Origin of the sequence: Acinetobacter sp. NyZ410 (genome assembly GCF_022828975.1) — a bacterium.
Lineage (GTDB): Bacteria > Pseudomonadota > Gammaproteobacteria > Pseudomonadales > Moraxellaceae > Acinetobacter > Acinetobacter guillouiae.
On the sequence record NZ_CP094620.1, the window covers coordinates 1,272,033 to 1,290,857 of the forward strand.

The window sequence follows — 18,825 nt, forward strand, 5'->3', positions numbered from 1 at the left end:
TTTGTTCGCAGCCTTATAGGGTATCTTATTAAAGTGAATATAAAAGGTCTAAAAACTGATGTTGCTAGCTCCATTCACTTGTCAGTACCATTAAAAAAAATTATTTACTTCACATAAATTTCATTTCGAATTGATTAAACTCTTTCATACAAAATCTGATGATTAGAAAATTAGGATCAGTCTATGTTGAATCGTGTTATGCAATGGATAGACAGTTGGTCCAAACCGGTTCAGGCACAGACCATTTCACCTGATAATAAAAAAATTCAATGGATGCGTATTATTCCTTTTATCCTTCTGCATCTTGCATGTCTGGCGGTTTTTTACGTAGGGATATCCTGGTTTGCCCTTGCTTTTATGTTGATGTTTTATCTGATTCGGATGTTTTCAATTACTGCATTTTTCCATCGATATTTATCCCACAAGACTTTTAAAACTTCTCGAGTCGTTCAATTTATTTTTGTATTGATTGGAACAATGAGTGCCCAGCGTGGGCCTTTGTGGTGGGCAGCGCATCACCGTTATCATCATCGATTTACGGATACAGCACAGGATCCACACTCGTCTACACATGGCTTTTGGTACAGTCATGTAGGGTGGTTTTTAAATGATTATAATTTTGCCACGCGTAAAGAAGTGATTAAAGATTGGCTCAAATATCCTGAACTAGTTTGGTTGGATCGTTTTAGTTTGATCATTGTGCTTCTGACTGCATTAGCAATTTATGCTTTAGGTGAATGGCTCGCGGTCGTGTATCCATCACTTGCAACAAATGGTTTACAGCTGTTGGTTTGGGGATTCGTCGTTTCAACCGTTTTATTAATTCACGCGACGTTATGTATTAACTCTCTGGCACATTTATATGGAAGTCGAGATTTTGAAACAGAAGATCAAAGTCGGAACAACTTATTTTTATCCATTATTACTTTGGGCGAGGGATGGCATAACAACCACCATTTTTATGCGGGGAGCGCACGCCAAGGTTTTTATTGGTGGCAAATTGATATTACCTACTATGTTTTAAAAATTATGTCTTGGGTCGGTTTGGTCTGGGAATTAAAGCCAATTCCTGCACGAGTGTATGAGGTCAGTAAAATTGCTCAATCAGCAAGTAAAGTAAACATATTTATTAAAACAAAGACCAAGAAAAGTTAAACTGGGGAATCTTCATGAAAATTGCGATTATTGGTTCAGGTGTTTCCGGATTGTATGCCGCATGGAAACTTTCAAAACATCATCAGGTAACTGTATTTGAGAAAAATAATTATTTTGGAGGACATACTGATACTCACGACTTGATGATTGATGAGCAAAAACTTGCTATCGATAGCGGTTTTATCGTATTCAATAATTACAATTATCCATTGTTTAGCCAAATGATCACCGAGTTAGGGGTAAAAGTACAAAACAGTGATATGAGTTTTTCAGTCAACAATCTGGTCACTGGGTTACAATATAATCCGTCGAAAAAAATTTCTTTGCTGAGTAGACCACAAAACTTTTTAAATTCTAATTTTAGAGCCATGCTCTCTGATCTTTTTAAATTTTATGCCGCAAATAAAGACGTCATTGTGGATGAGCATGATACGACATTGAGTATTGAAGACTATTTAAATCAAAACGCTTATTCCGGTGCTTTTCGCCGAGAGCATTTATATCCAATGTGCGGGGCATTATGGTCATGTCCAATTGATCAAGTGGGACAAATTCCTTATAAATTCGTTGTGAGCTTTTTTCAACATCATCGCATGTTACAGCTTAGAGATCGTCCACAATGGCAAACCGTCAAAGGTGGTTCTGCACGTTATGTTCAAGCCATCCAGCAGCAGTCAGCAAATATTGAGTTTAAAAAACTGGCGGTAATCGGTGTGTCTCGCTTAGCTGATCAAGTGATTGTGCAAACAGAATGTGATACACAGCAATTTGACTGGGTGGTTTTGGCTAGTCATGCCGATGATAGCCTAAAGTTATTAAATGATCCTACCGCACAAGAGCAAGAGGTGTTGTCTAATTTTACTTATCAAGATAACAAAATGGTGCTACATCGTGATTTGACTATTATGCCAAAGTGTAAATCTCAATGGGCGAGTTGGCATGTGCATGTTACTGCAGATCAAGCTAACTTTGATAGGCGAAGTTCGAAGTCCACGGTTCATTACGCGTTTACTTATTGGATGAACAAACTACAAAACTTATCCTGTCAAACACAAATATTTGCCACGTTAAATCCTAACTTTCAAATTGATCCAAAGCAAATTTTAGTCGAACGTGATTATCGCCATCCTGTATTTAATGCCCAAGCTATAGAAGCGCAACAACGCTGGTCAGATATTAATGGCCAAAATCGAACATCATTTTGCGGTGCTTATTGGGGCTGGGGTTTCCATGAGGATGGGGTACGCAGTGCTGCTCAAGTAGTAGAGCAATTAGAAAAACATATGGCTGATGTGATTTAGGAGTAGGCAATGTTGATGACTAAACTCGCTGTAGCCCCTGTAGTGATACGGCATCGACGCTATTTGCCTAAGTCACATAAATTTGAAGCTCAGTTGAATTATTTATGGTTTGATCCAGATCAAATCCTATCGATTACCCAGCAATCTTATTTATGGTCATCTAGCCGATGGAATCTGCTTAAACTTGATCCAAATGATTTTTTAATCGAAGAACACGGTTCAATTCGGCAAAAAATTCAAAAAATAATATTAAAACAAGCCAATAGTTTAGTGGCTTTAGATACGCAGATTCGAGTTTTAGCGTTACCACGGACTTTAGGTTTTCGTTTTAACTCAGTGGTATTTTATTTTATTTTTGATGCCAATGAAAAGCCGCTGTTTATTCTGAGTGAAATAACCAATACGCCTTGGGATGAACGTAAAGTATATGTGCATGATTGCCGTAACAACGTAGTACAACATTCGCAGTTTAGCAGTTATCAATTCAAGTTTAAAAAATCATTTCATGTCTCGCCTTTTATGCCAATGGACATGAATTACCTGTGGAATTTTAATTTTTCTACTCAGCAAAATGTCATTCATATGCAGCTTTTTCAACAGGATGTACTGCAATTTGACGCGACTATGCGATTTATATTAGTGCCCATCACAGTTTCTTCACAGCAGCATCGATATGCTATTTATAGTGTCTTTGAACCTTTCAAAATGATGGCAGGAATTTATCTGAATGCTTTTCGCTTATGGAAGAAAAAAGTACCATTTTATCGACATCCTAAAAAAGACAAAGGAAAAACAATGCCATGAAAGCACTTATTTCCACTGAACAAGACTCACTGCCTTTGGTTTTACAAAGTTTATTAAAGCTACGTCATGGTCAAATTATATTTCAAGGGGTGTGGAATGGTTTTGTCGGCGACAATATGGAGTTAATTGCGGTTGTTCAGGTCCATGATAAAAAACTGGTGGAATTGATTTTTAAGCATGGCGTATTAGGTGCCGCCGAAGGCTATATTCGAGGTTATTGGAGTACTGATCATTTGGTTGAGATGGTTCAAATTTTGGCACGTAATCGTGATCTTTTGGATACGCTAAATCAAAATATTATTGCTCAGGCGAGTCAATTTTTTTTAAAAGCTTGGTATAAAAAACGCAGGAACTCAATTGACGGCAGCCGTAAAAATATTGCAGATCATTATGACCTGAGCAATGATTTCTTTAAATTATTTCTAGATCCATCAATGATGTATTCCAGTGCTGTGTTTAAAGATGCTGAAATGACTTTGGAACAGGCTTCTGAGTATAAAAAAGAATTGATTTGTCAAAAATTACAACTAAAGCCGATGGATCATTTGGTCGAAATTGGGAGTGGTTGGGGCGGTTTTGCCCTTTATGCTGCACAAAACTATGGTTGTAAAGTGACTACGATTACTATTTCACAAGCGCAATATGATGAAGCAGTAGCCCGGATTCAAGCAGCAGGTTTAGCACATCGGGTAGAGGTGCAATTAAAAGATTATCGCTTACTGGAAGGTAAATTCGACAAACTTGTTTCCATTGAAATGATTGAAGCTGTAGGTGAGCAATATTTATCAACCTATTTTAAACAATGTCGCAATTTGTTGAAGCCGCAAGGGCTAGGACTGATTCAAGCGATTACCATTGAAGATGCGCGTTATAAAAAAGCCTTAAAAACTGTGGATTATATTAAACGTTATATTTTCCCTGGCAGCTTTATTCCGTGCATCAGTGTATTAACTCAAACTGCATCTGAACAAAAATTGCGTTTAAAACATTTAGAAGATATTGGGCAAAGTTATGCACAAACGCTACATCTTTGGCGGAAAAACTTTTTAGCTGCCCGTGAACAGGTTCTAGCGCTTGGATTTGATGAAAAATTTATTCGGATGTGGGATTTTTATTTGTGCTATTGCGAGGGTGGTTTTAAAGAAGGAGTGATTAGTGATGTGCATATGTTGTTTGAAGCCAACGTTTATTAACTTTTAAGCATCCAAATGCCAAGGAGTGAGCAAAATGTTACTCAAGTTGTTGTTACTTGATGTCGTGATTATGCTGATATGCTGGCTCATCGTTACCTATAACAGTCGTGCTGGTTTAGTCGATGTTGCATGGAGTTTCTGTATTACGCTGAATGTCATCATTGCAGCATTTTTGCTGAATACAGCACCCTTAGGTGTACGTATCTTTATTGGGCTTGCTAGTAGCATTTGGTTCTTACGTCTGACTTGGCATTTATTACGCCGTTACTTGCATGAAATAGAAGAAGACCGTCGTTATGCCAATATGCGTCGTGCAATGGGACAATTTAAACATTTAGGCTTTTTGTGCTTTTTTATGTTTCAAGCAGGACTGGCGCTTTTGTTTTCCTACCCGATGCTGTCCTTACTGAGTTTCCCCGCAATACAGTGGAATGAATGGACGAATTGGGCGCTGATCGTTGCGATAATAATTATGCTACTGGCTTTCATTGGTGAAAGCACTGCTGATCAACAGCTGTATCATTTTAAACAGAACCCAGATCATCGCGGTCAAACCATGGATCAAGGTTTATGGAAGTATTCACGGCATCCGAATTATTTTTTTGAATGGTTACATTGGTTTGCTTACCCCATTTTAGGTTTGGCCGCAGGGCTTTATCTGTTATGGATTTATCCATTACTGATGTGGGCATTTTTATATTACATCACAGGTATTCCGTTTAGCGAACAACAAGCATTACGTCATCGTGGTCAAAATTACCGAGATTATCAACAACGAACGTCAATGTTTATTCCGTGGCAACCTAAAGAGTAGATCACAACATGGATTTTATTATTCAGCAGTCTTTAAAACTGGTCGAAAGTGGATTGGTTCCAGATCAGGCGATACGTGCAGCGATACGGAGCTTAAGTAAAAAGCGCTTAATTCAAGAAGGTCGTTATGATCCTGAACAGGGCAGCAAGCGTTATATGGATGTCCTCCGTATGCTAAAGCGCAGTGAAATTGCGATTGAAACTGATAAAGCCAACCAACAGCATTATGAGCTTCCCACTGAGTTTTTTCAGGCAGTACTGGGTAAACGCTTAAAATATAGTGCGAGTTTATTTAGCGATGCTCAAACGAGTTTGGACGAAGCTGAAGAGTTAGCCTTAGCAGGTTATTGTGAACGGGCACAATTAAAAGATGGTCAACACATTTTAGAAGTTGGTTGTGGTTGGGGATCTTTAAGTTTATGGATGGCAGAGCATTATCCAAATGCAAAGATAACTGTTGTATCGAACTCTTCAACGCAACGTGCCTATATTCAACAACAAGCCAAACAACGACAGTTCAATCATTTGACGGTCATCACTTGCGATGTCAATGTGCTAGAACTTGAAGGTGGCTCATTTGATCGCGTGGTGTCGGTGGAAATGTTTGAGCATGTGCGTAATTATCAAAAGCTATTTGAAAAAATAAATACCTGGCTTAAACCTGATGGATTATTGTGGTGTCATATTTTTTGCCATCGATTTTTGCATTATCCATTTGAAATTAAAAATGAATATGATTGGATGTCGAAATACTTTTTTAGTGGTGGATTGATGCCGTCTGCGTCAACTTTCTTACATTTTCAAGATCACTTGCAGTTAGAACAGCATTGGCAGTGGTCAGGTATGCAGTATGAAAGAACGGCCAATGCCTGGCTTGAAAATATGGATCGGAACCAACAACGTTTAAAACCATTATTTGAAAAGACCTATGGCAAAGATGCAGCAGCTTGGTGGCAACGTTGGCGAATCTTCTTTATGGCTTGTGCTGAACTGTTTGGTTTTGAACAAGGCCAAGAATGGGTCATTGGTCACTTTTTGTTTCATAAGAAAGCCGTATAATCTAAATTGAATCTGTTGTTCAGTGGGTCATACAAGGGATATATTTATGCTGAGGCTTTTTAAGAGCAACCGTGCTCATCCCTTGGGTGAAGTCTTTAATCGTTATTACTGGTTGCAAATTGGATTGATCGCTTTGTCGATTGTGATTGGTATTGCATGTAGTGCATGGGTGATTAAAGGCACATTATTGAAAACTGCGCTTGAACAGGAAATGGAGCATTATTGGATGCGTATAGAGCATAATCCAAATTCAGATTTGCCTGACACCAAAAATTTATATGGATATCGCTGGAATAATGTGACCCCCACTAGCTTTCAAAACATACATTTAAAACCAGGAGTTGGCCGTCATTTTGTGGATGGTAAAGAACGTATGACCGTCTATGGAGAGCGTAATGGACAGCATGTTCTTTTGGTTTTTGGTGAAAGTAATGTCAATAAACTGATATGGTTGTTTGGTTTAGCACCGTTAATGCTGAGTTTGTTTGTACTTTATAGTGTGTTGTGGTGGTGGAATCGGCGTGCGCGCCGTTATTTTTCTCCGATCACTCGACTTGCCAATGCTTTAGAAAACATCGATTGGGAACATCAGAACAAAGAAGCATCACCTTTTAAGGACATCAGTACTGATGCAAATATGGAAGCAGAATATTTAAAACAAGCATTAGAGAAATATCATCAGGTTTTGAATGAATTTATTAATCGTGAACGTGAGTTTAGCAGTGATGTCAGTCATGAACTACGGACACCTTTAACAGTTCTAAAAGGTAATGTTCAAATTTGCCAAGCCCGTTATGGTGATAACAAAGCCTTTATTCGTCTGGGTAACACCATTGAAGACATGCAGTTACTGGTTGATACCTTATTGGCAATTGCGCGTAATACCACCAATACGCTCACTCCAGAATATAGATCAATCTTCAATATATTACATGAATTACAAGTTGATTTAGAAAGTGTGGGTCAGGTCAAAGGAATACAGATTAATCTTCAACAAGATCCGAATGAACAGACACGGCTACTGTATCCATCTATGACAAAAATGGTTTTTGGTAATATTTTACGTAATGCCTTAAATTATTCTCAAGGTTCAGAAATTGATATTATTGTGCAAAAAAATAAGGTCCTGATTGCCGATAATGGTATAGGCATCAATTTACCCAATAACGTTAAAGTACGCGAGTTATCTTGCCCTCAATTAAAGTTACAAACCAAAGGGCATGGTATTGGACTACAATTAGTACAGAAATTGTCTAAGCAATTGGGTTGGCGTGTGGAGTTGTTTGATCGTCAATATTATTTAACTATTCACAATGATATTACTTTAATGCCTTCTACGGGATTAGTCGTGGTGGTTTATCTTAACTAAGTGAGTCTAGTTCAAGCGAAATTTTTAAGCCAACACCTGACACTGTATGAATCAATTTCTGATTAAAAGGCTTATCAACCATTTTACGTAAATTATAAATATGGCTGCGCAGTGCATCACTTTCAGGCTCTGTATCACCCCATAATTCTATTACAATTTCTTGTTTAGTAATGACTTTAGGTGAGTTTCTCATCAATAACTTCAAGAGCTTAAATTGAATTGGTGGAAGTTCAATATTTTGACCAGCACGGCTAATAGTTTGTCGTGCACTATCTAAAATTAGGTCGTGAATTTGTAATTGGCTATTAGAAACTTCACCCATTGATCTTTTAATCAAAGCCCGAACTCGCATAACCAATTCGTTAAAGTCGAATGGTTTGACCAAATAATCATCGGTACCTGAAGTAAAACCTTTCATTTTGTCATCTAAGGTATCACGTGCTGTGAGCATTAGTACAGGGATGTCTAAGCCTTGTTCTTTCCTTAACCAATGACAGAGATCGTAACCTGAGCCATCAGGTAAATTAATATCCAATAACAGAATGTGATAAGGATTGTGTTTTAATAAATTTCGAGCTGTGTCTAAATTACGGGCATGATCTATTACAAAACCATGTGTCTCTAAAAACTCACAGAGGGTAGATGCTAATTCGTAATGGTCTTCGACCATAAGGATAAAATGCTTTGTCATTACAATAACTTTATGTCGTTAATTTAAGAGCTGTTGTTTCAATTTAGCATTAAAAGGCTGTGAACCTAACCAAATTTTAAAATATTGATTGGCATGATCATTTTGGATATGACCTAATGTTTTCTGATTCAGTAAAAGTGTCAATGTGTGGGACGAATGGACGTAGCTTAAAGTGTATAAATCGCCATTTTTAACTGGTTTATAAAGCTGTGTAATTTGGTTCAGGGGAGATGTCTCTTTAAAATCAGGAATATTTTTCTTTAAAAAATGTGTGGCTGCACGTTTAAATGCCCATTCTGGGATATCTTGAGTATAAGAAAAATTCATTTGAATACTTTGCATATCCCAGGCTTTTTTACAAGACTCTGCAAAGTAGCTTACTTGACCGACTTGTTTTTTCCCGATTAAAAGGGCAGCTGTTGCACATTGTTGTACAGATGCAGCATGAATTGTTGACGTGCTGACGGATAAACCAGTCATACACGCAACACTTAAGATGATTTTTTGAATGCTAATAACCATGAATAAGCACCTCCTACATAAGGCAATTGACGATATAGGCCATTTGCAGGATCCCAAAAGTCTTGTTGAAAAATAATTTGATTATCTTTATTTACTTTAATTTCACTAATACCATATGACGCCATTTTTCTTTGCACACCAAAAATTTTGAACTCATAAGCCATATACCAATGTATATATGCAGAGTCTTGCTGATGGGTAGTATTTAATAATTTTACTTTGACATTGCTAACACGCTTATTCATACCTTTGAAATGTTCTAGTAAATTTTGTCGTGATGAGAACTGGGAAAGTGTGTCATTGATAAAAAGGTGCTCTGCATATAGAGAACTGGCTTTATTTATGAATTCTGGTGTACCTAAAGTATTGAAGGTAGATATGAAATGAGTGCCAATCTCTAATGCTTGGGTTTCTGTCAATGTCATACCCGTAATATTATTTCTGGCGGAACTATAATCTGAGGAATAACTTGGAATGCTTTTACATCCTGATAAACACATCAGTGCCAACATAGAGGCAAAGATTTTTTTTGGGTTTTTCATGATCATTATCCATTTTGAATTTTATTTAATACTGTAGATAAATCAGTGTGAACGAGATGTGAAGTTGGATAAAAAATTATCATTTTTGCCACATTAAAGTAGTCAGAGACATGTCTGAAAGCATTCCAGCACCACGAATATTTGTTATAGAACACCGCTTCCGCAAAATATTTAAAAGACCCTTAAATTGTTAAGGGTCTTTTTTTTGCTTTGATTTTATTTCACGTCTCCTATATAAACTTTGGATTGAAATAGAACAGATTAGATGATCATCATGTTGAATCTCTTTTCACAGGCGAGGGCAACAACCCAAAAATTTACATTCATTTATAATTATTCCATTTAAATTCAGCATTGATAAAATAAGTACGTTCCAGACCATTTAAACCACTATACGCAGCTCTATAGGTAGTATTGCCGAGGTTACGGATCCCTGCACTTAAATTGACATATTTATGATTAAAACCCGCATACAGGCTACCGATGGTATAGGAATCAAAGCCGCCTTTTTGTATGACTTGAGGTTCATTCAATACGGTCTGAATTTTGCCTTTGACCCATGGCTGTAATGGCAATTGGCTAAAGGTATATTTATAATGGCTGTTAATATCAATTGGATGTGCCGCAGCTTGCACAAAAACATCTTCAGAATCAATTTTATTAAAACTACCTGAAATACCAAAATCATGCACTTCATCCATATAATTGGCACTGAATTCCATACCCCAATTATTGACTTGGTCGGCATTATAATATCGGGTGGTGTCTTGGAAAAAGTCAGATTCACGATCATTAAAATCGCCTGTCGCTATATTGCATTTACCGATACGAATACAACTTTCCAAACCAGCCCGATCAATAACTCTACGATTGGTTTTCGTCCAAATATATTGGTCAAAGTCGCTATAAAACACACTGGTATTTAAGGCCCAATGATCATTGAGGTATTTCCAAGCCACTTCAGCATGGTAGCCTTCTTCAGGTTGTAAAGCTAAACCTCCACCCAAAAAGCCACCAAACGTATAGCGTTCATACAAATCAGGTGCGCGGAAAGTACGGCTGATGTTGGCAGAAATATTTTGAGTATCGGTGAGGTGATATTGTGCTCCAAGCGCCCATGTTGGCTCGAATATGGTTTTTTCAGGGGTAATTCCTGAAATACCGATGAGTTGCGAGGCAAGTTCAGCATTTGCGCCTGGCAGTAATTTTTGTCGGGTTGCCCAATAATTGGCGCGTACTCCTGCAAAACCTGTCCATGTGCCGAAGTCATATTCTAAATTGGTAAAACCTGCATAATAATCTTGTTCAGAATACACCGCAGTGACGGCTTTATCTAAAACAGCTTCCAGACCAAAACTGGCTTGTAATTGATGCCAGTTTAAAAATAGATTGGCGTTAAAATTATCACTGTCTAAGGTTTCGGTATAACCGCCTTCTTGTTGGCGTTCTAATAAGGACTGTTTGTTATATTTAAATGAGAAGTTATTAAAAATACCCAGATTGTCTTTACGATAAGTGATGGATTTTGATTCACGCTCTTTGCGTGCCAACAGCATCACCATTGCATCTTGCATGGTATTCCCATGCGCTGATGCAATATCTTTGCCGATCCATTGGTCATAATCGAGATCAATTTGGCTATCTGTAGCAAATTTTCCTGATAATTTGGCACTCAGTGATTCGGCGTCATAACCCAAATCTTTGACGGTTACTGTGCTATTCACTGCATTTAATGCATTGGTTTTACTAATCGCATATTTTTTATCAGCATCACCACGGACCCGATAGTCATTGGACGATTCTTTGGTATAAGTGACCTTTGCACCAAAATTATCCATGCCTGCGTTTAGACTGGTGGTCGAACTGGTTTTGTCATAACCCTCATCATAAGCGAATTTTTGACTGCCCCCTATGCCTTGACTCATTTGTACAGGTTTGGTCTTGACGATAATGACACCCCCTGATGCACCCGGGTCGTAAATCACCGCAGGACTACCTTTTACCACTTCAATCATTTCAACGTTGTTAATATCCACCTGATTGATTTCACCAGAACCTGAATGGTCTAAACCTTGATTGGCGATTTTGATGCCATCAACAACACTGACCACGCGTTGCCCAGTCAGACCACGAATTTTTACATTTTTACCGAAAGCCCCAGTTTCGGTAATGGAAACACCCGGAATATCCCGAATCGCTTCTTTGACATCGGCTAAGCCTTCCTGCTGAATTTTTTCCTGACTGATGATCTGTTTGGAATAGGGTTTGTTAAACATTTCTTGTTGATTTTGTCGCTCTGCCTTGAGGACTTTTTCTGCTGTGACTTCAATGACAGGCAGTTTAGTGGGTTGTTCATCAATTATGTCGGTATCTTTATTATTTTCTGCTGCATAGAGATGATAGAAAGGAGAGTATCCACCAGCAATACACATGGTCAATAATAGATATCGTGGGAGAAAGGGAGGTGTGTTCATGACAGAAATCCAGTCAAAATAAACGCAGGATTGCTGCCCCATCTTAAGAATGGAAACAGCAACCCGATTGAATGAGTATGTATGGCCTAGTCAGTGATCCAAGAACCATTAATATGATTAACTTTTTTCAATGATTTTTCTTTTTCTGAGAAGCCACTAGTCAGTATAGGAACACCAGCATGACTACCTGTCATATGCAAGCCAAATAGACCACCAATCCCAGCCAAAGTGTTATTACCTGAAGCGTCGGCTGTGACATTGGTAATTCCACCCTCTAGATCCTTGATGTTACCCATGAGTTTGCCCGTGGTGGCATTGACAATGCTACCGACTGTGTCAGCTGTATCCGTTGCCTGATTGGCGCGTTTATTCCATAACAATACATTGCCTTCATAAACACCATTGGCACGGAATGCAGTGCGTTCAAAGTACATGCGGCCAAACGTTGGGGTGACGCTGGTTTTGCTGGCTGTTGGCGCATTGAGTGGTAATTTATAAACGTTATAAACACGGGTTTCTGTGGCAGTTGGATTGGTCTCATTGACATAGACATAATCACCTACGGCCACCGCAGGTACCCGCATTGAAGTAAAGTATGGAATATCCTGATCAATGACAGCATTATCCAATGCTGTTTTTGTGGTTGTGGTTGCTGTATTTAACCAGCCTTGTTGATAGTTAAGGTTCATCTTGTCTTTAGATGGCTTGGCCGCTTCGACAAATAAATAGCCATTTTTGACCGCAGTTAGGTTCAGATTATATGACAAAGCCACATTGCCTGAATTATTGGCTAAATCCGTACCAGTGCCATTATCATAAATTTTGCTTGCGCTGGTGCCTGTTAATTTAAGAATCTCGGCATTTTTATAGACATAGGCTTCACGAAATACTTGATGGGTGAACACGGCATTTTGTGTATCAAGGTTATAATTAATCAATAAATAACCAGTATTACCTTCTGCCAAATTATCGACTACATTTGGCATGTTAAAGAAATTACTAAAGATACCTGCGCCACCATGTCCGCCACCAAATTTAATTTAATGATGTTCAGGATTATAATTGGCAGGATATTCGGCACCTGTTACATTCACTATACTTTTTGCAGCCTTATCATAAGCATAAAGTGTTTTTACACCTTCTTTTGCCAAATAAATATGGGTATCGTTTTGTGCTAAGAAGTAGTATTGACCTGTCCCGCCACTAATATCAGTACAGGTGATTAAATCAACGGTACAGCTTTGTAAACGCGCAGCTTCATTACTTGCGGTTGGGTAGCTTCCTTTAACATAGGCAGCACTATAATTGACCAATACCGAATCAGTTTTACCTGTCGTGTTATTGACAACCGGCTTAATGGTACGACCTTGTGTTACTTTGCCATCTGATAAACGTACAGTGATATAGGCATTTTTAATATTGTCAGACAGTTCGCCTCTAAAAATATCAGGTAGTTTGGCAAAAGTACGCAATTGCACATAAGAATTATCAATATCTGTTTCATTGAGATACATGGTTTGTGTATCGCCAATCACTTTCATTTCTGCGGTTTTTAATGCTGCTGGTAATGCTGCACTACTAAAAATGGTGGCTTGACTGTTTGGATTACTTGCATCAAATCGTTTTAGAATATTGTCGGTATAGAATGTATATTCAGTTGCTGTTGTTGCACCAGCTGGTGTGTAATTACGCGTTTCTTTAGATGCATTTGGGTCAAGGAAAATCGCATATTCTCGTTTTTTATAAACCGTCTTATCGCCATCTTTTGCAGCACTCATTACAAAGACACGATTGCCTAAAATCACATTGCTGATACTGCTGTAATACTCCTGTTTGCCGTTGTTAGGGTCATAACGAACAATTTGAGAATTACCTGTTTCAGGGTTGGCGACTTTGTAGAATTGATAATCAAACACCGACTCAACTTGGGTATTAATCGTAATGCTCAGATCTGTGCTCAGTGAACCATCACTGACACTCACCACAAGTGTATCTGCGCCAACCACATTGCCTGCAATATAAGTAATCACACCTGTTTTACTGTCAATGCTGGCAGTGCCTAATTTTGGCGCAGTTTTGATGCTATAGGTGAGCGCGTTGTTCTCAGCATCTTTCGCCGTTACGCTAATTTTTTTACTGTCTAGGGTTTGTATGGTCAATGGGCTGATTGCATCAATTGTGGGCGCAGTATTGCTCGGTTTGCTGTCTCCACCACCACTACTACCACCGCCACCACAACCAGCAAGAATGGTACAGATTGAACTCGCAATCAGGGTTTTATGACCTATTTTCATTTTAGATAACAACATTGCTTTATCCTTTGCTTGATAAAAAAAACTGGACAATCATCGTGGCTAGAAAGGGCAATGCTTTGTTGGTTATATGATAATGATAATTATTTACATTAAAAATACTAATCTAATACAAAAACTGAGTCAACATAATATTTCTGTTTAGCATGTTGATATTTATTGTGAATTAATGAAATGTCTTTTAATTTGATTAGGGTAGTGTCTGTTTTTTTAGCGCGGAAAATTTTTATTGCTGTCACACAAGTACTTTAAGATGAAGCGATATTTTGCAAGCCTTCACTCACAAAATATGTCCAATCTAACTAATTTAAATTATTGTATAGTCACCAATTTTTTGACGACTTCTTCGCCTACTTCACGTGGTGATTGAGGATTTTGACCTGTAATAATACGGTCATCGACAATGACATAAGAGGTAAATGGAAAAAATCCTTGAGAATATTTTGCACCTTTTGATTTCAACTGATTTTCAAGGAAAAAGGGCACTTGTTTTTTCATCCCTGAAAGCGATTCTTCACGATTTGAAAATCCTGTCACTTTACGGTTTGCAATGAGCGCTTTGCCTTGTTCATCTTTTAGGGAAAGTATACCTGCCACACCATGACATACCGCGGATACCACACCACCTTGACGATAAATTTGTTCAGCTAGTGCGGTTAATTCAGGATTATTTGGAAAGTCCCACATCACACCATGACCGCCAGTAAAATAAATTGCTTTATAGTCAGATGCTTTTACCTCATTTGGCTGTAAGGTGTTATTTAATCGCGACATAAATGCAGGATCGGCTAAATAAGCGCGTGCTTGTTTATCCATATAGATCCATTTTTGACTACGCTCATCCAGTGGCACTGCACCCCCTTTAGGGCTAATAAAATCCATTTGGTAACCCGCTTTATGCGCAACGTCATAGAAATGTGTGAGCTCAGTCACCCATAGCCCTGTAGTATCTTCACGTGAAGGATATTTGTCATGATTGGTCATCACAACCAATATTTTTCCTTTAGATCCTGACGAAGATGGGTTCGAAATTGATTTTGAACTGCTGTTATCATTCGCAGATGCAAAAGGCACTGAAAATAATGCTGCTAAAACAACCAATAACTGTTGAATTATACGATGCTTAATAACCCAAGTATTTGTCATCATGATTTCCTGTGAGTTGTTTCATGGTGAGTATAAGCTTGAAGTAAGCTTTAAGGTCAAGCCTGTTTTTTAATCTTTTATCTATTTTTAGATTAATGGCATTTTACCCATAAAGTGCTGTCTCTTTGCGTTATTTAGCATTTGCTTTAATTTGATCTTTTGCAAGTGCAATCAAATATATTCATCATTTTAAATTTGAGCTGCGGTTTTTTGTGCATGAATTTAATCACAATTCAAATTGAATTAAAAAATAAATAAGCCCTATTGACCTTAAAGTCCACTTTAAACATAGCATGAACTCAATGCTGAATTAGAGTGAAAACTATGTTGAAATTTTTTAATTTAAATCGAACAACGCAAACGCTTTTTATGAGTTTTGCATTCGTACATTCTGCTTTTGCAGCAAATGATCTTACACCAAACAATCAGCTCAGTTACATCCCACATTTACAAGAGAATACAGCGATGCAAAACATAAATACTGTAACGACTAATCGAGTTAATGCAAAGCAACCAACCACTCAGTATCCAAATGCAAAAGCGTTTGTAGAGGTTGAATTTGGACCGCATAAGGTACAGGTTCCTAAAGGTGGTTTTTATGACCGATTTCATATGCAACCAAATTTAGATGAGGTTGCAAAAGAATCTGGTGTTGGCAATATTGATTTCTTTAGAAAGATTCCTAAGCAACTGGTTGAAACACGTATAGGTCAAGTGTGGTCGCCAAACTATTATTATAAAACCAGCAATGTTCAACTGTTGATGCTTGCACCATTAGATAAGTTAAAAGCAAAGTTGCCTGCTAAAGTTGAACCCCTAAGCCCAATACCTGGCTATGGATTGGTCTCACTTACTTTTTTTGCCTATGATGTCTGTGATAATGATCCTTATGATGAAGTATCTGTTGCTGTTGTGGTTCGCCGTCCTCATGCAAAAGGCGCCAATATTTTAGAGTTAATCAAATCTGCACGTACACGCGATTATTATGGTTATGTCCTTGCACTACCTGTCGATACTGAAATTGCACGTGTACGTGGTGTTTATGGTTATGATTTACCCAAGTGGCTCACTGCAATTGATTTAAAAATAGCTGATCAGGTCCAAGCGCACTTGTATGATACTCAAGGCAATCTCGACATCAGCCTATCTGCGCCAACACCAAAACTTAAAACTGTAAAAAATCAATCACAGCAAGAAAAGAAAACCATGCTGAATCAGGTTGATGGTATTTGGTATCGTTCATATGTTCAGGCAAATAACCAAAAATTTGCTCAAAAGTTATTTCCAAAACATGTTGAGTTAAATCGTTATGGTGGCCCAGTCAGTCAATTATTGGATCAACTCGGTGCTAAAAAAATCTTACGAATGGATGTGATCAAAGATGCTCAGTTGGCACTACATATGCCAACACCGATTGCTGAATGGAATTAATAAATAAAAATAAAGCGTGATGATTTTACATCACGTTTTTTCTCATAGCGAAAATATCAATTTCCTGTCCTTTTTCGTTAAATTTATGATCTTTATTCAGTTTGTCGTTGTCTTTAATTGAGTTAAAAGCACAATCAAAATCCCTATAAATTAATCATGATGAAAAAATAATACTTCCTTAATAGAGGATCGTTAATCCTGAAGAATTTTAATTTCATCTGTGGAGTTTATGCCATTGTCGATGATAGGCCTTTATGGATGATATGTAGCTTGGGTTTGTGCAATAAAAGCGAGTTAGACAAGGGCGGGGTTAAGATGAAAATAATGATTGAATTTAGCCATTAAATTACTGATAATAATTATCATTCGCTTAAATAAACTTTTTCCATGTCTGCGTCGCTTCCCAATCATGATATTGCTCAACTTTATCAAGAACATCATTCTTGGGTATATACATGGCTATATAAAAAGTTAGGCAATAGCTCTGATGCAGCTGATTTGGCACAAGATACTTTCTTAAGAGTGATGGCACGACGACAGCAAATTGAATTATTGCAACCACGTGCTTATTTGACCACAGTAGCCAAAGGCTTGATGATCAATTGGATTCAACGTAAGCATATTGAGCGGGCATATTTAGACGTGCTGGCGCTACAACCTGAACTCGAAGAAATCTCTCCAGAACAGCACTGCTTGATTATCGAAAGTTTGCTTGAAGTGACACAATTGCTAGAGCAACTGCCTGCGGTGGTACGCGATACTTTTCTCTATGCGCAGCTTGAAGGGCTGAAATACGATGAGATTGCAGTCAAATTGGATATTTCTCTAAGTTCAGTCAAACGCTATATGAAAAAAGCGTATGTACATTGTCTGTCTGCGATGTTGGACGACTAAGCCAATGTCAAAGCAGAATGAATCTGAACAACAACACAATCAAAAATTAGATCAAAAACAAGATCAAAAACAAGATCAACAACAGACGCAACAAATTTTAAATGAAGCGGCTGATTGGTGTATGCGTTTAAACCAAGGGGAGTTGAGTCCGCAAGAATTACAGCAATTACAGATCTGGCAGCAACAAAGTTCAGTGCATGCCAAAGTTTGGCAAAAAATGCAGCAACTGCATCATACTTTTGATCAACTGCCAACAGAAGTAGCACGACCTATTTTAAAGCAAAGCATATCATCTTCATGGAGAAAACGCCGTCATTACATGTGGGTTTTGGCTGGTCTATCGTTACTGTATTTAGGCTATAGCTTAAATCAGCAGCAACAATGGACGGCAGACTATCGTACAAAAGTAGGTGAAATTGAAAAAATTAAACTCCCCGATGGTGGTGAACTGTATTTAGACAGCGCATCGGCAATTGATCTGGACTATAGCGCTAAGCAACGTAATGTTGTGCTAAGAAAAGGTCAGATCTGGATTAAAACTGCGAAAGATCAACAGCAACGCCCATTCTTTGTGCAAACCCAACATGGGCAAATGCAGGCTTTGGGTACTGAATTTTCAGTAGAGCTTGATTCAAAGCAGTCTTGGGTATTTGTTGAGCAAGGTGCGGTGAAATTACAACCACAACGTCATCCAACTCAGGCAGTGATTGTTGCGGCGGGTCAGCAAAGTCATTTGAATCGCGAGCAGGCGGCTGAGATTGCAAGTGCTGATCTTACACGCAACAGTTGGACGCAGGGCTGGATGATTGTGAATGATCTGCCGTTGTCTGAATTCGTACAGCGTATAGGAAAATATCAAAAAGGTTATATTGTTTTAGATGATGATATTGCTCAGATTAAAATATCCGGGACTTATCCAATCAATGATTTACCAACGCTATATAGCATGTTGGCTGTCACCTATAAGTTAGACATCAATCGCTATGCACAGGGCTATTGGGTCAGTATTGGTGAAAAAAAATAATTTAAGGCTGACACTTTTTTAAAACTCAACTGGCAAGGCTAATAAGAGAACTCATTGGTATTCAATAGGGTGGTTATGGTGTCTCTAGCATTGCA

17 protein-coding genes are annotated in these 18,825 nt (G+C 38.1%); 10 read left to right on the forward strand and 7 right to left on the reverse strand.

Going from position 1 to position 18,825, the window contains the following annotated elements; all coding sequences use genetic code 11:
• Window positions 1-198 precede the first annotated feature (198 nt).
• Genes MTO68_RS05975 through MTO68_RS06005 form a run of 7 tightly spaced genes read left to right on the forward strand, consistent with a single transcriptional unit; the run spans window position 199 to window position 7,694 of the window.
• Window positions 199-1,155, forward strand: a complete 957-nt coding sequence (locus MTO68_RS05975) for an acyl-CoA desaturase (protein ID WP_227504286.1) — start codon at window positions 199-201, stop codon at window positions 1,153-1,155.
• Between the two features lie 14 nt (window positions 1,156-1,169).
• Window positions 1,170-2,456: an FAD-dependent oxidoreductase gene (locus tag MTO68_RS05980; RefSeq protein WP_034617839.1), complete on the forward strand. Its 1,287-nt coding sequence runs from the start codon at window positions 1,170-1,172 to the stop codon at window positions 2,454-2,456.
• 9 nt (window positions 2,457-2,465) lie between these two features.
• The gene (locus MTO68_RS05985; protein WP_004819743.1) at window positions 2,466-3,260 is read left to right on the forward strand and encodes a DUF1365 domain-containing protein; all 795 of its coding nucleotides are present in this window, start codon (window positions 2,466-2,468) and stop codon (window positions 3,258-3,260) included.
• The gene (locus MTO68_RS05990) at window positions 3,257-4,453 is read left to right on the forward strand and encodes a cyclopropane-fatty-acyl-phospholipid synthase family protein (protein ID WP_004819745.1); all 1,197 of its coding nucleotides are present in this window, start codon (window positions 3,257-3,259) and stop codon (window positions 4,451-4,453) included. The genes MTO68_RS05985 and MTO68_RS05990 overlap by 4 nt, the downstream gene beginning before the upstream one ends.
• A gap of 34 nt (window positions 4,454-4,487) precedes the next feature.
• On the forward strand, window positions 4,488-5,267 hold the full coding sequence (locus tag MTO68_RS05995) for a DUF1295 domain-containing protein (RefSeq protein ID WP_244015354.1): 780 nt from the start codon (window positions 4,488-4,490) through the stop codon (window positions 5,265-5,267).
• 8 nt (window positions 5,268-5,275) lie between these two features.
• A complete protein-coding gene (locus tag MTO68_RS06000; RefSeq protein WP_004819750.1) occupies window positions 5,276-6,325 on the forward strand; it encodes a cyclopropane-fatty-acyl-phospholipid synthase family protein in 1,050 nt (349 codons plus the stop codon).
• A 46-nt stretch (window positions 6,326-6,371) separates the two neighbouring features.
• Window positions 6,372-7,694, forward strand: a complete 1,323-nt coding sequence (locus MTO68_RS06005; RefSeq protein ID WP_244015355.1) for a HAMP domain-containing sensor histidine kinase — start codon at window positions 6,372-6,374, stop codon at window positions 7,692-7,694.
• On the opposite strand, the gene MTO68_RS06010 is transcribed toward MTO68_RS06005, so the two are convergent.
• The 7 genes from MTO68_RS06010 to MTO68_RS06040 all read right to left on the reverse strand — a co-directional run bounded on the left by MTO68_RS06010 (window position 7,687) and on the right by MTO68_RS06040 (window position 15,381).
• Window positions 7,687-8,385: a response regulator transcription factor gene (locus MTO68_RS06010; protein ID WP_034617843.1), complete on the reverse strand. Its 699-nt coding sequence runs from the start codon at window positions 8,383-8,385 to the stop codon at window positions 7,687-7,689. The two genes, MTO68_RS06005 and MTO68_RS06010, sit on opposite strands and share 8 nt — an antisense overlap.
• A gap of 18 nt (window positions 8,386-8,403) precedes the next feature.
• Window positions 8,404-8,907: a chalcone isomerase family protein gene (locus MTO68_RS06015; protein WP_004819755.1), complete on the reverse strand. Its 504-nt coding sequence runs from the start codon at window positions 8,905-8,907 to the stop codon at window positions 8,404-8,406.
• Window positions 8,877-9,449 (reverse strand): hypothetical protein, encoded by a 573-nt coding sequence (locus tag MTO68_RS06020; RefSeq protein WP_004819758.1) that lies wholly within the window; start codon window positions 9,447-9,449, stop codon window positions 8,877-8,879. Before MTO68_RS06020 ends, MTO68_RS06015 begins: the two co-directional genes overlap by 31 nt.
• Window positions 9,450-9,772: 323 nt before the next feature.
• On the reverse strand, window positions 9,773-11,923 hold the full coding sequence (locus MTO68_RS06025) for a TonB-dependent receptor (RefSeq protein WP_034615899.1): 2,151 nt from the start codon (window positions 11,921-11,923) through the stop codon (window positions 9,773-9,775).
• A gap of 86 nt (window positions 11,924-12,009) precedes the next feature.
• Window positions 12,010-12,909 carry a hypothetical protein gene (locus tag MTO68_RS06030; protein ID WP_244015356.1) on the reverse strand — a complete coding sequence of 300 codons (900 nt, stop codon included), beginning with the start codon at window positions 12,907-12,909 and terminating at the stop codon, window positions 12,010-12,012.
• 54 nt (window positions 12,910-12,963) lie between these two features.
• Window positions 12,964-14,232, reverse strand: a complete 1,269-nt coding sequence (locus MTO68_RS06035) for an Ig-like domain-containing protein (RefSeq protein ID WP_244015357.1) — start codon at window positions 14,230-14,232, stop codon at window positions 12,964-12,966.
• Window positions 14,233-14,547: 315 nt separating this feature from the next.
• A complete protein-coding gene (locus tag MTO68_RS06040) occupies window positions 14,548-15,381 on the reverse strand; it encodes a type 1 glutamine amidotransferase domain-containing protein (RefSeq protein ID WP_244015358.1) in 834 nt (277 codons plus the stop codon).
• A gap of 324 nt (window positions 15,382-15,705) precedes the next feature.
• Here MTO68_RS06040 and MTO68_RS06045 point away from each other — a divergent pair, with 324 nt between their 5' ends.
• The 3 genes from MTO68_RS06045 to MTO68_RS06055 all read left to right on the forward strand — a co-directional run bounded on the left by MTO68_RS06045 (window position 15,706) and on the right by MTO68_RS06055 (window position 18,730).
• Entirely contained in the window at window positions 15,706-16,812 is a 1,107-nt protein-coding gene (locus tag MTO68_RS06045; protein WP_244015359.1) for an acetoacetate decarboxylase, read from the forward strand.
• 387 nt (window positions 16,813-17,199) lie between these two features.
• Entirely contained in the window at window positions 17,200-17,706 is a 507-nt protein-coding gene (locus MTO68_RS06050; RefSeq protein WP_244015360.1) for a sigma-70 family RNA polymerase sigma factor, read from the forward strand.
• 4 nt (window positions 17,707-17,710) lie between these two features.
• Entirely contained in the window at window positions 17,711-18,730 is a 1,020-nt protein-coding gene (locus tag MTO68_RS06055; RefSeq protein WP_244015361.1) for a FecR domain-containing protein, read from the forward strand.
• The last annotated feature ends 95 nt before the right edge of the window (window positions 18,731-18,825 follow it).

Bases quoted from the DNA above. Each gene is read 5' to 3' on its own strand.
- MTO68_RS06035 (WP_244015357.1), bottom strand. From the start codon at position 14,232: ATGTTGTTATCTAAAATGAAAATAGGTCATAAAACCCTGATTGCGAGT.
- MTO68_RS06050 (WP_244015360.1), top strand. From the start codon at position 17,200: ATGTCTGCGTCGCTTCCCAATCATGATATTGCTCAACTTTATCAAGAA.
- MTO68_RS05995 (WP_244015354.1), top strand. From the start codon at position 4,488: ATGTTACTCAAGTTGTTGTTACTTGATGTCGTGATTATGCTGATATGC.
- MTO68_RS05990 (WP_004819745.1), top strand. From the start codon at position 3,257: ATGAAAGCACTTATTTCCACTGAACAAGACTCACTGCCTTTGGTTTTA.
- MTO68_RS06010 (WP_034617843.1), bottom strand. From the start codon at position 8,385: ATGACAAAGCATTTTATCCTTATGGTCGAAGACCATTACGAATTAGCA.
- MTO68_RS06000 (WP_004819750.1), top strand. From the start codon at position 5,276: ATGGATTTTATTATTCAGCAGTCTTTAAAACTGGTCGAAAGTGGATTG.
- MTO68_RS06005 (WP_244015355.1), top strand. From the start codon at position 6,372: ATGCTGAGGCTTTTTAAGAGCAACCGTGCTCATCCCTTGGGTGAAGTC.
- MTO68_RS05985 (WP_004819743.1), top strand. From the start codon at position 2,466: ATGTTGATGACTAAACTCGCTGTAGCCCCTGTAGTGATACGGCATCGA.
- MTO68_RS06040 (WP_244015358.1), bottom strand. From the start codon at position 15,381: ATGACAAATACTTGGGTTATTAAGCATCGTATAATTCAACAGTTATTG.
- MTO68_RS06015 (WP_004819755.1), bottom strand. From the start codon at position 8,907: ATGGTTATTAGCATTCAAAAAATCATCTTAAGTGTTGCGTGTATGACT.
- MTO68_RS05980 (WP_034617839.1), top strand. From the start codon at position 1,170: ATGAAAATTGCGATTATTGGTTCAGGTGTTTCCGGATTGTATGCCGCA.
- MTO68_RS06030 (WP_244015356.1), bottom strand. From the start codon at position 12,909: ATGCCAAATGTAGTCGATAATTTGGCAGAAGGTAATACTGGTTATTTA.
- MTO68_RS06055 (WP_244015361.1), top strand. From the start codon at position 17,711: ATGTCAAAGCAGAATGAATCTGAACAACAACACAATCAAAAATTAGAT.
- MTO68_RS06020 (WP_004819758.1), bottom strand. From the start codon at position 9,449: ATGAAAAACCCAAAAAAAATCTTTGCCTCTATGTTGGCACTGATGTGT.
- MTO68_RS06025 (WP_034615899.1), bottom strand. From the start codon at position 11,923: ATGAACACACCTCCCTTTCTCCCACGATATCTATTATTGACCATGTGT.
- MTO68_RS06045 (WP_244015359.1), top strand. From the start codon at position 15,706: ATGTTGAAATTTTTTAATTTAAATCGAACAACGCAAACGCTTTTTATG.
- MTO68_RS05975 (WP_227504286.1), top strand. From the start codon at position 199: ATGCAATGGATAGACAGTTGGTCCAAACCGGTTCAGGCACAGACCATT.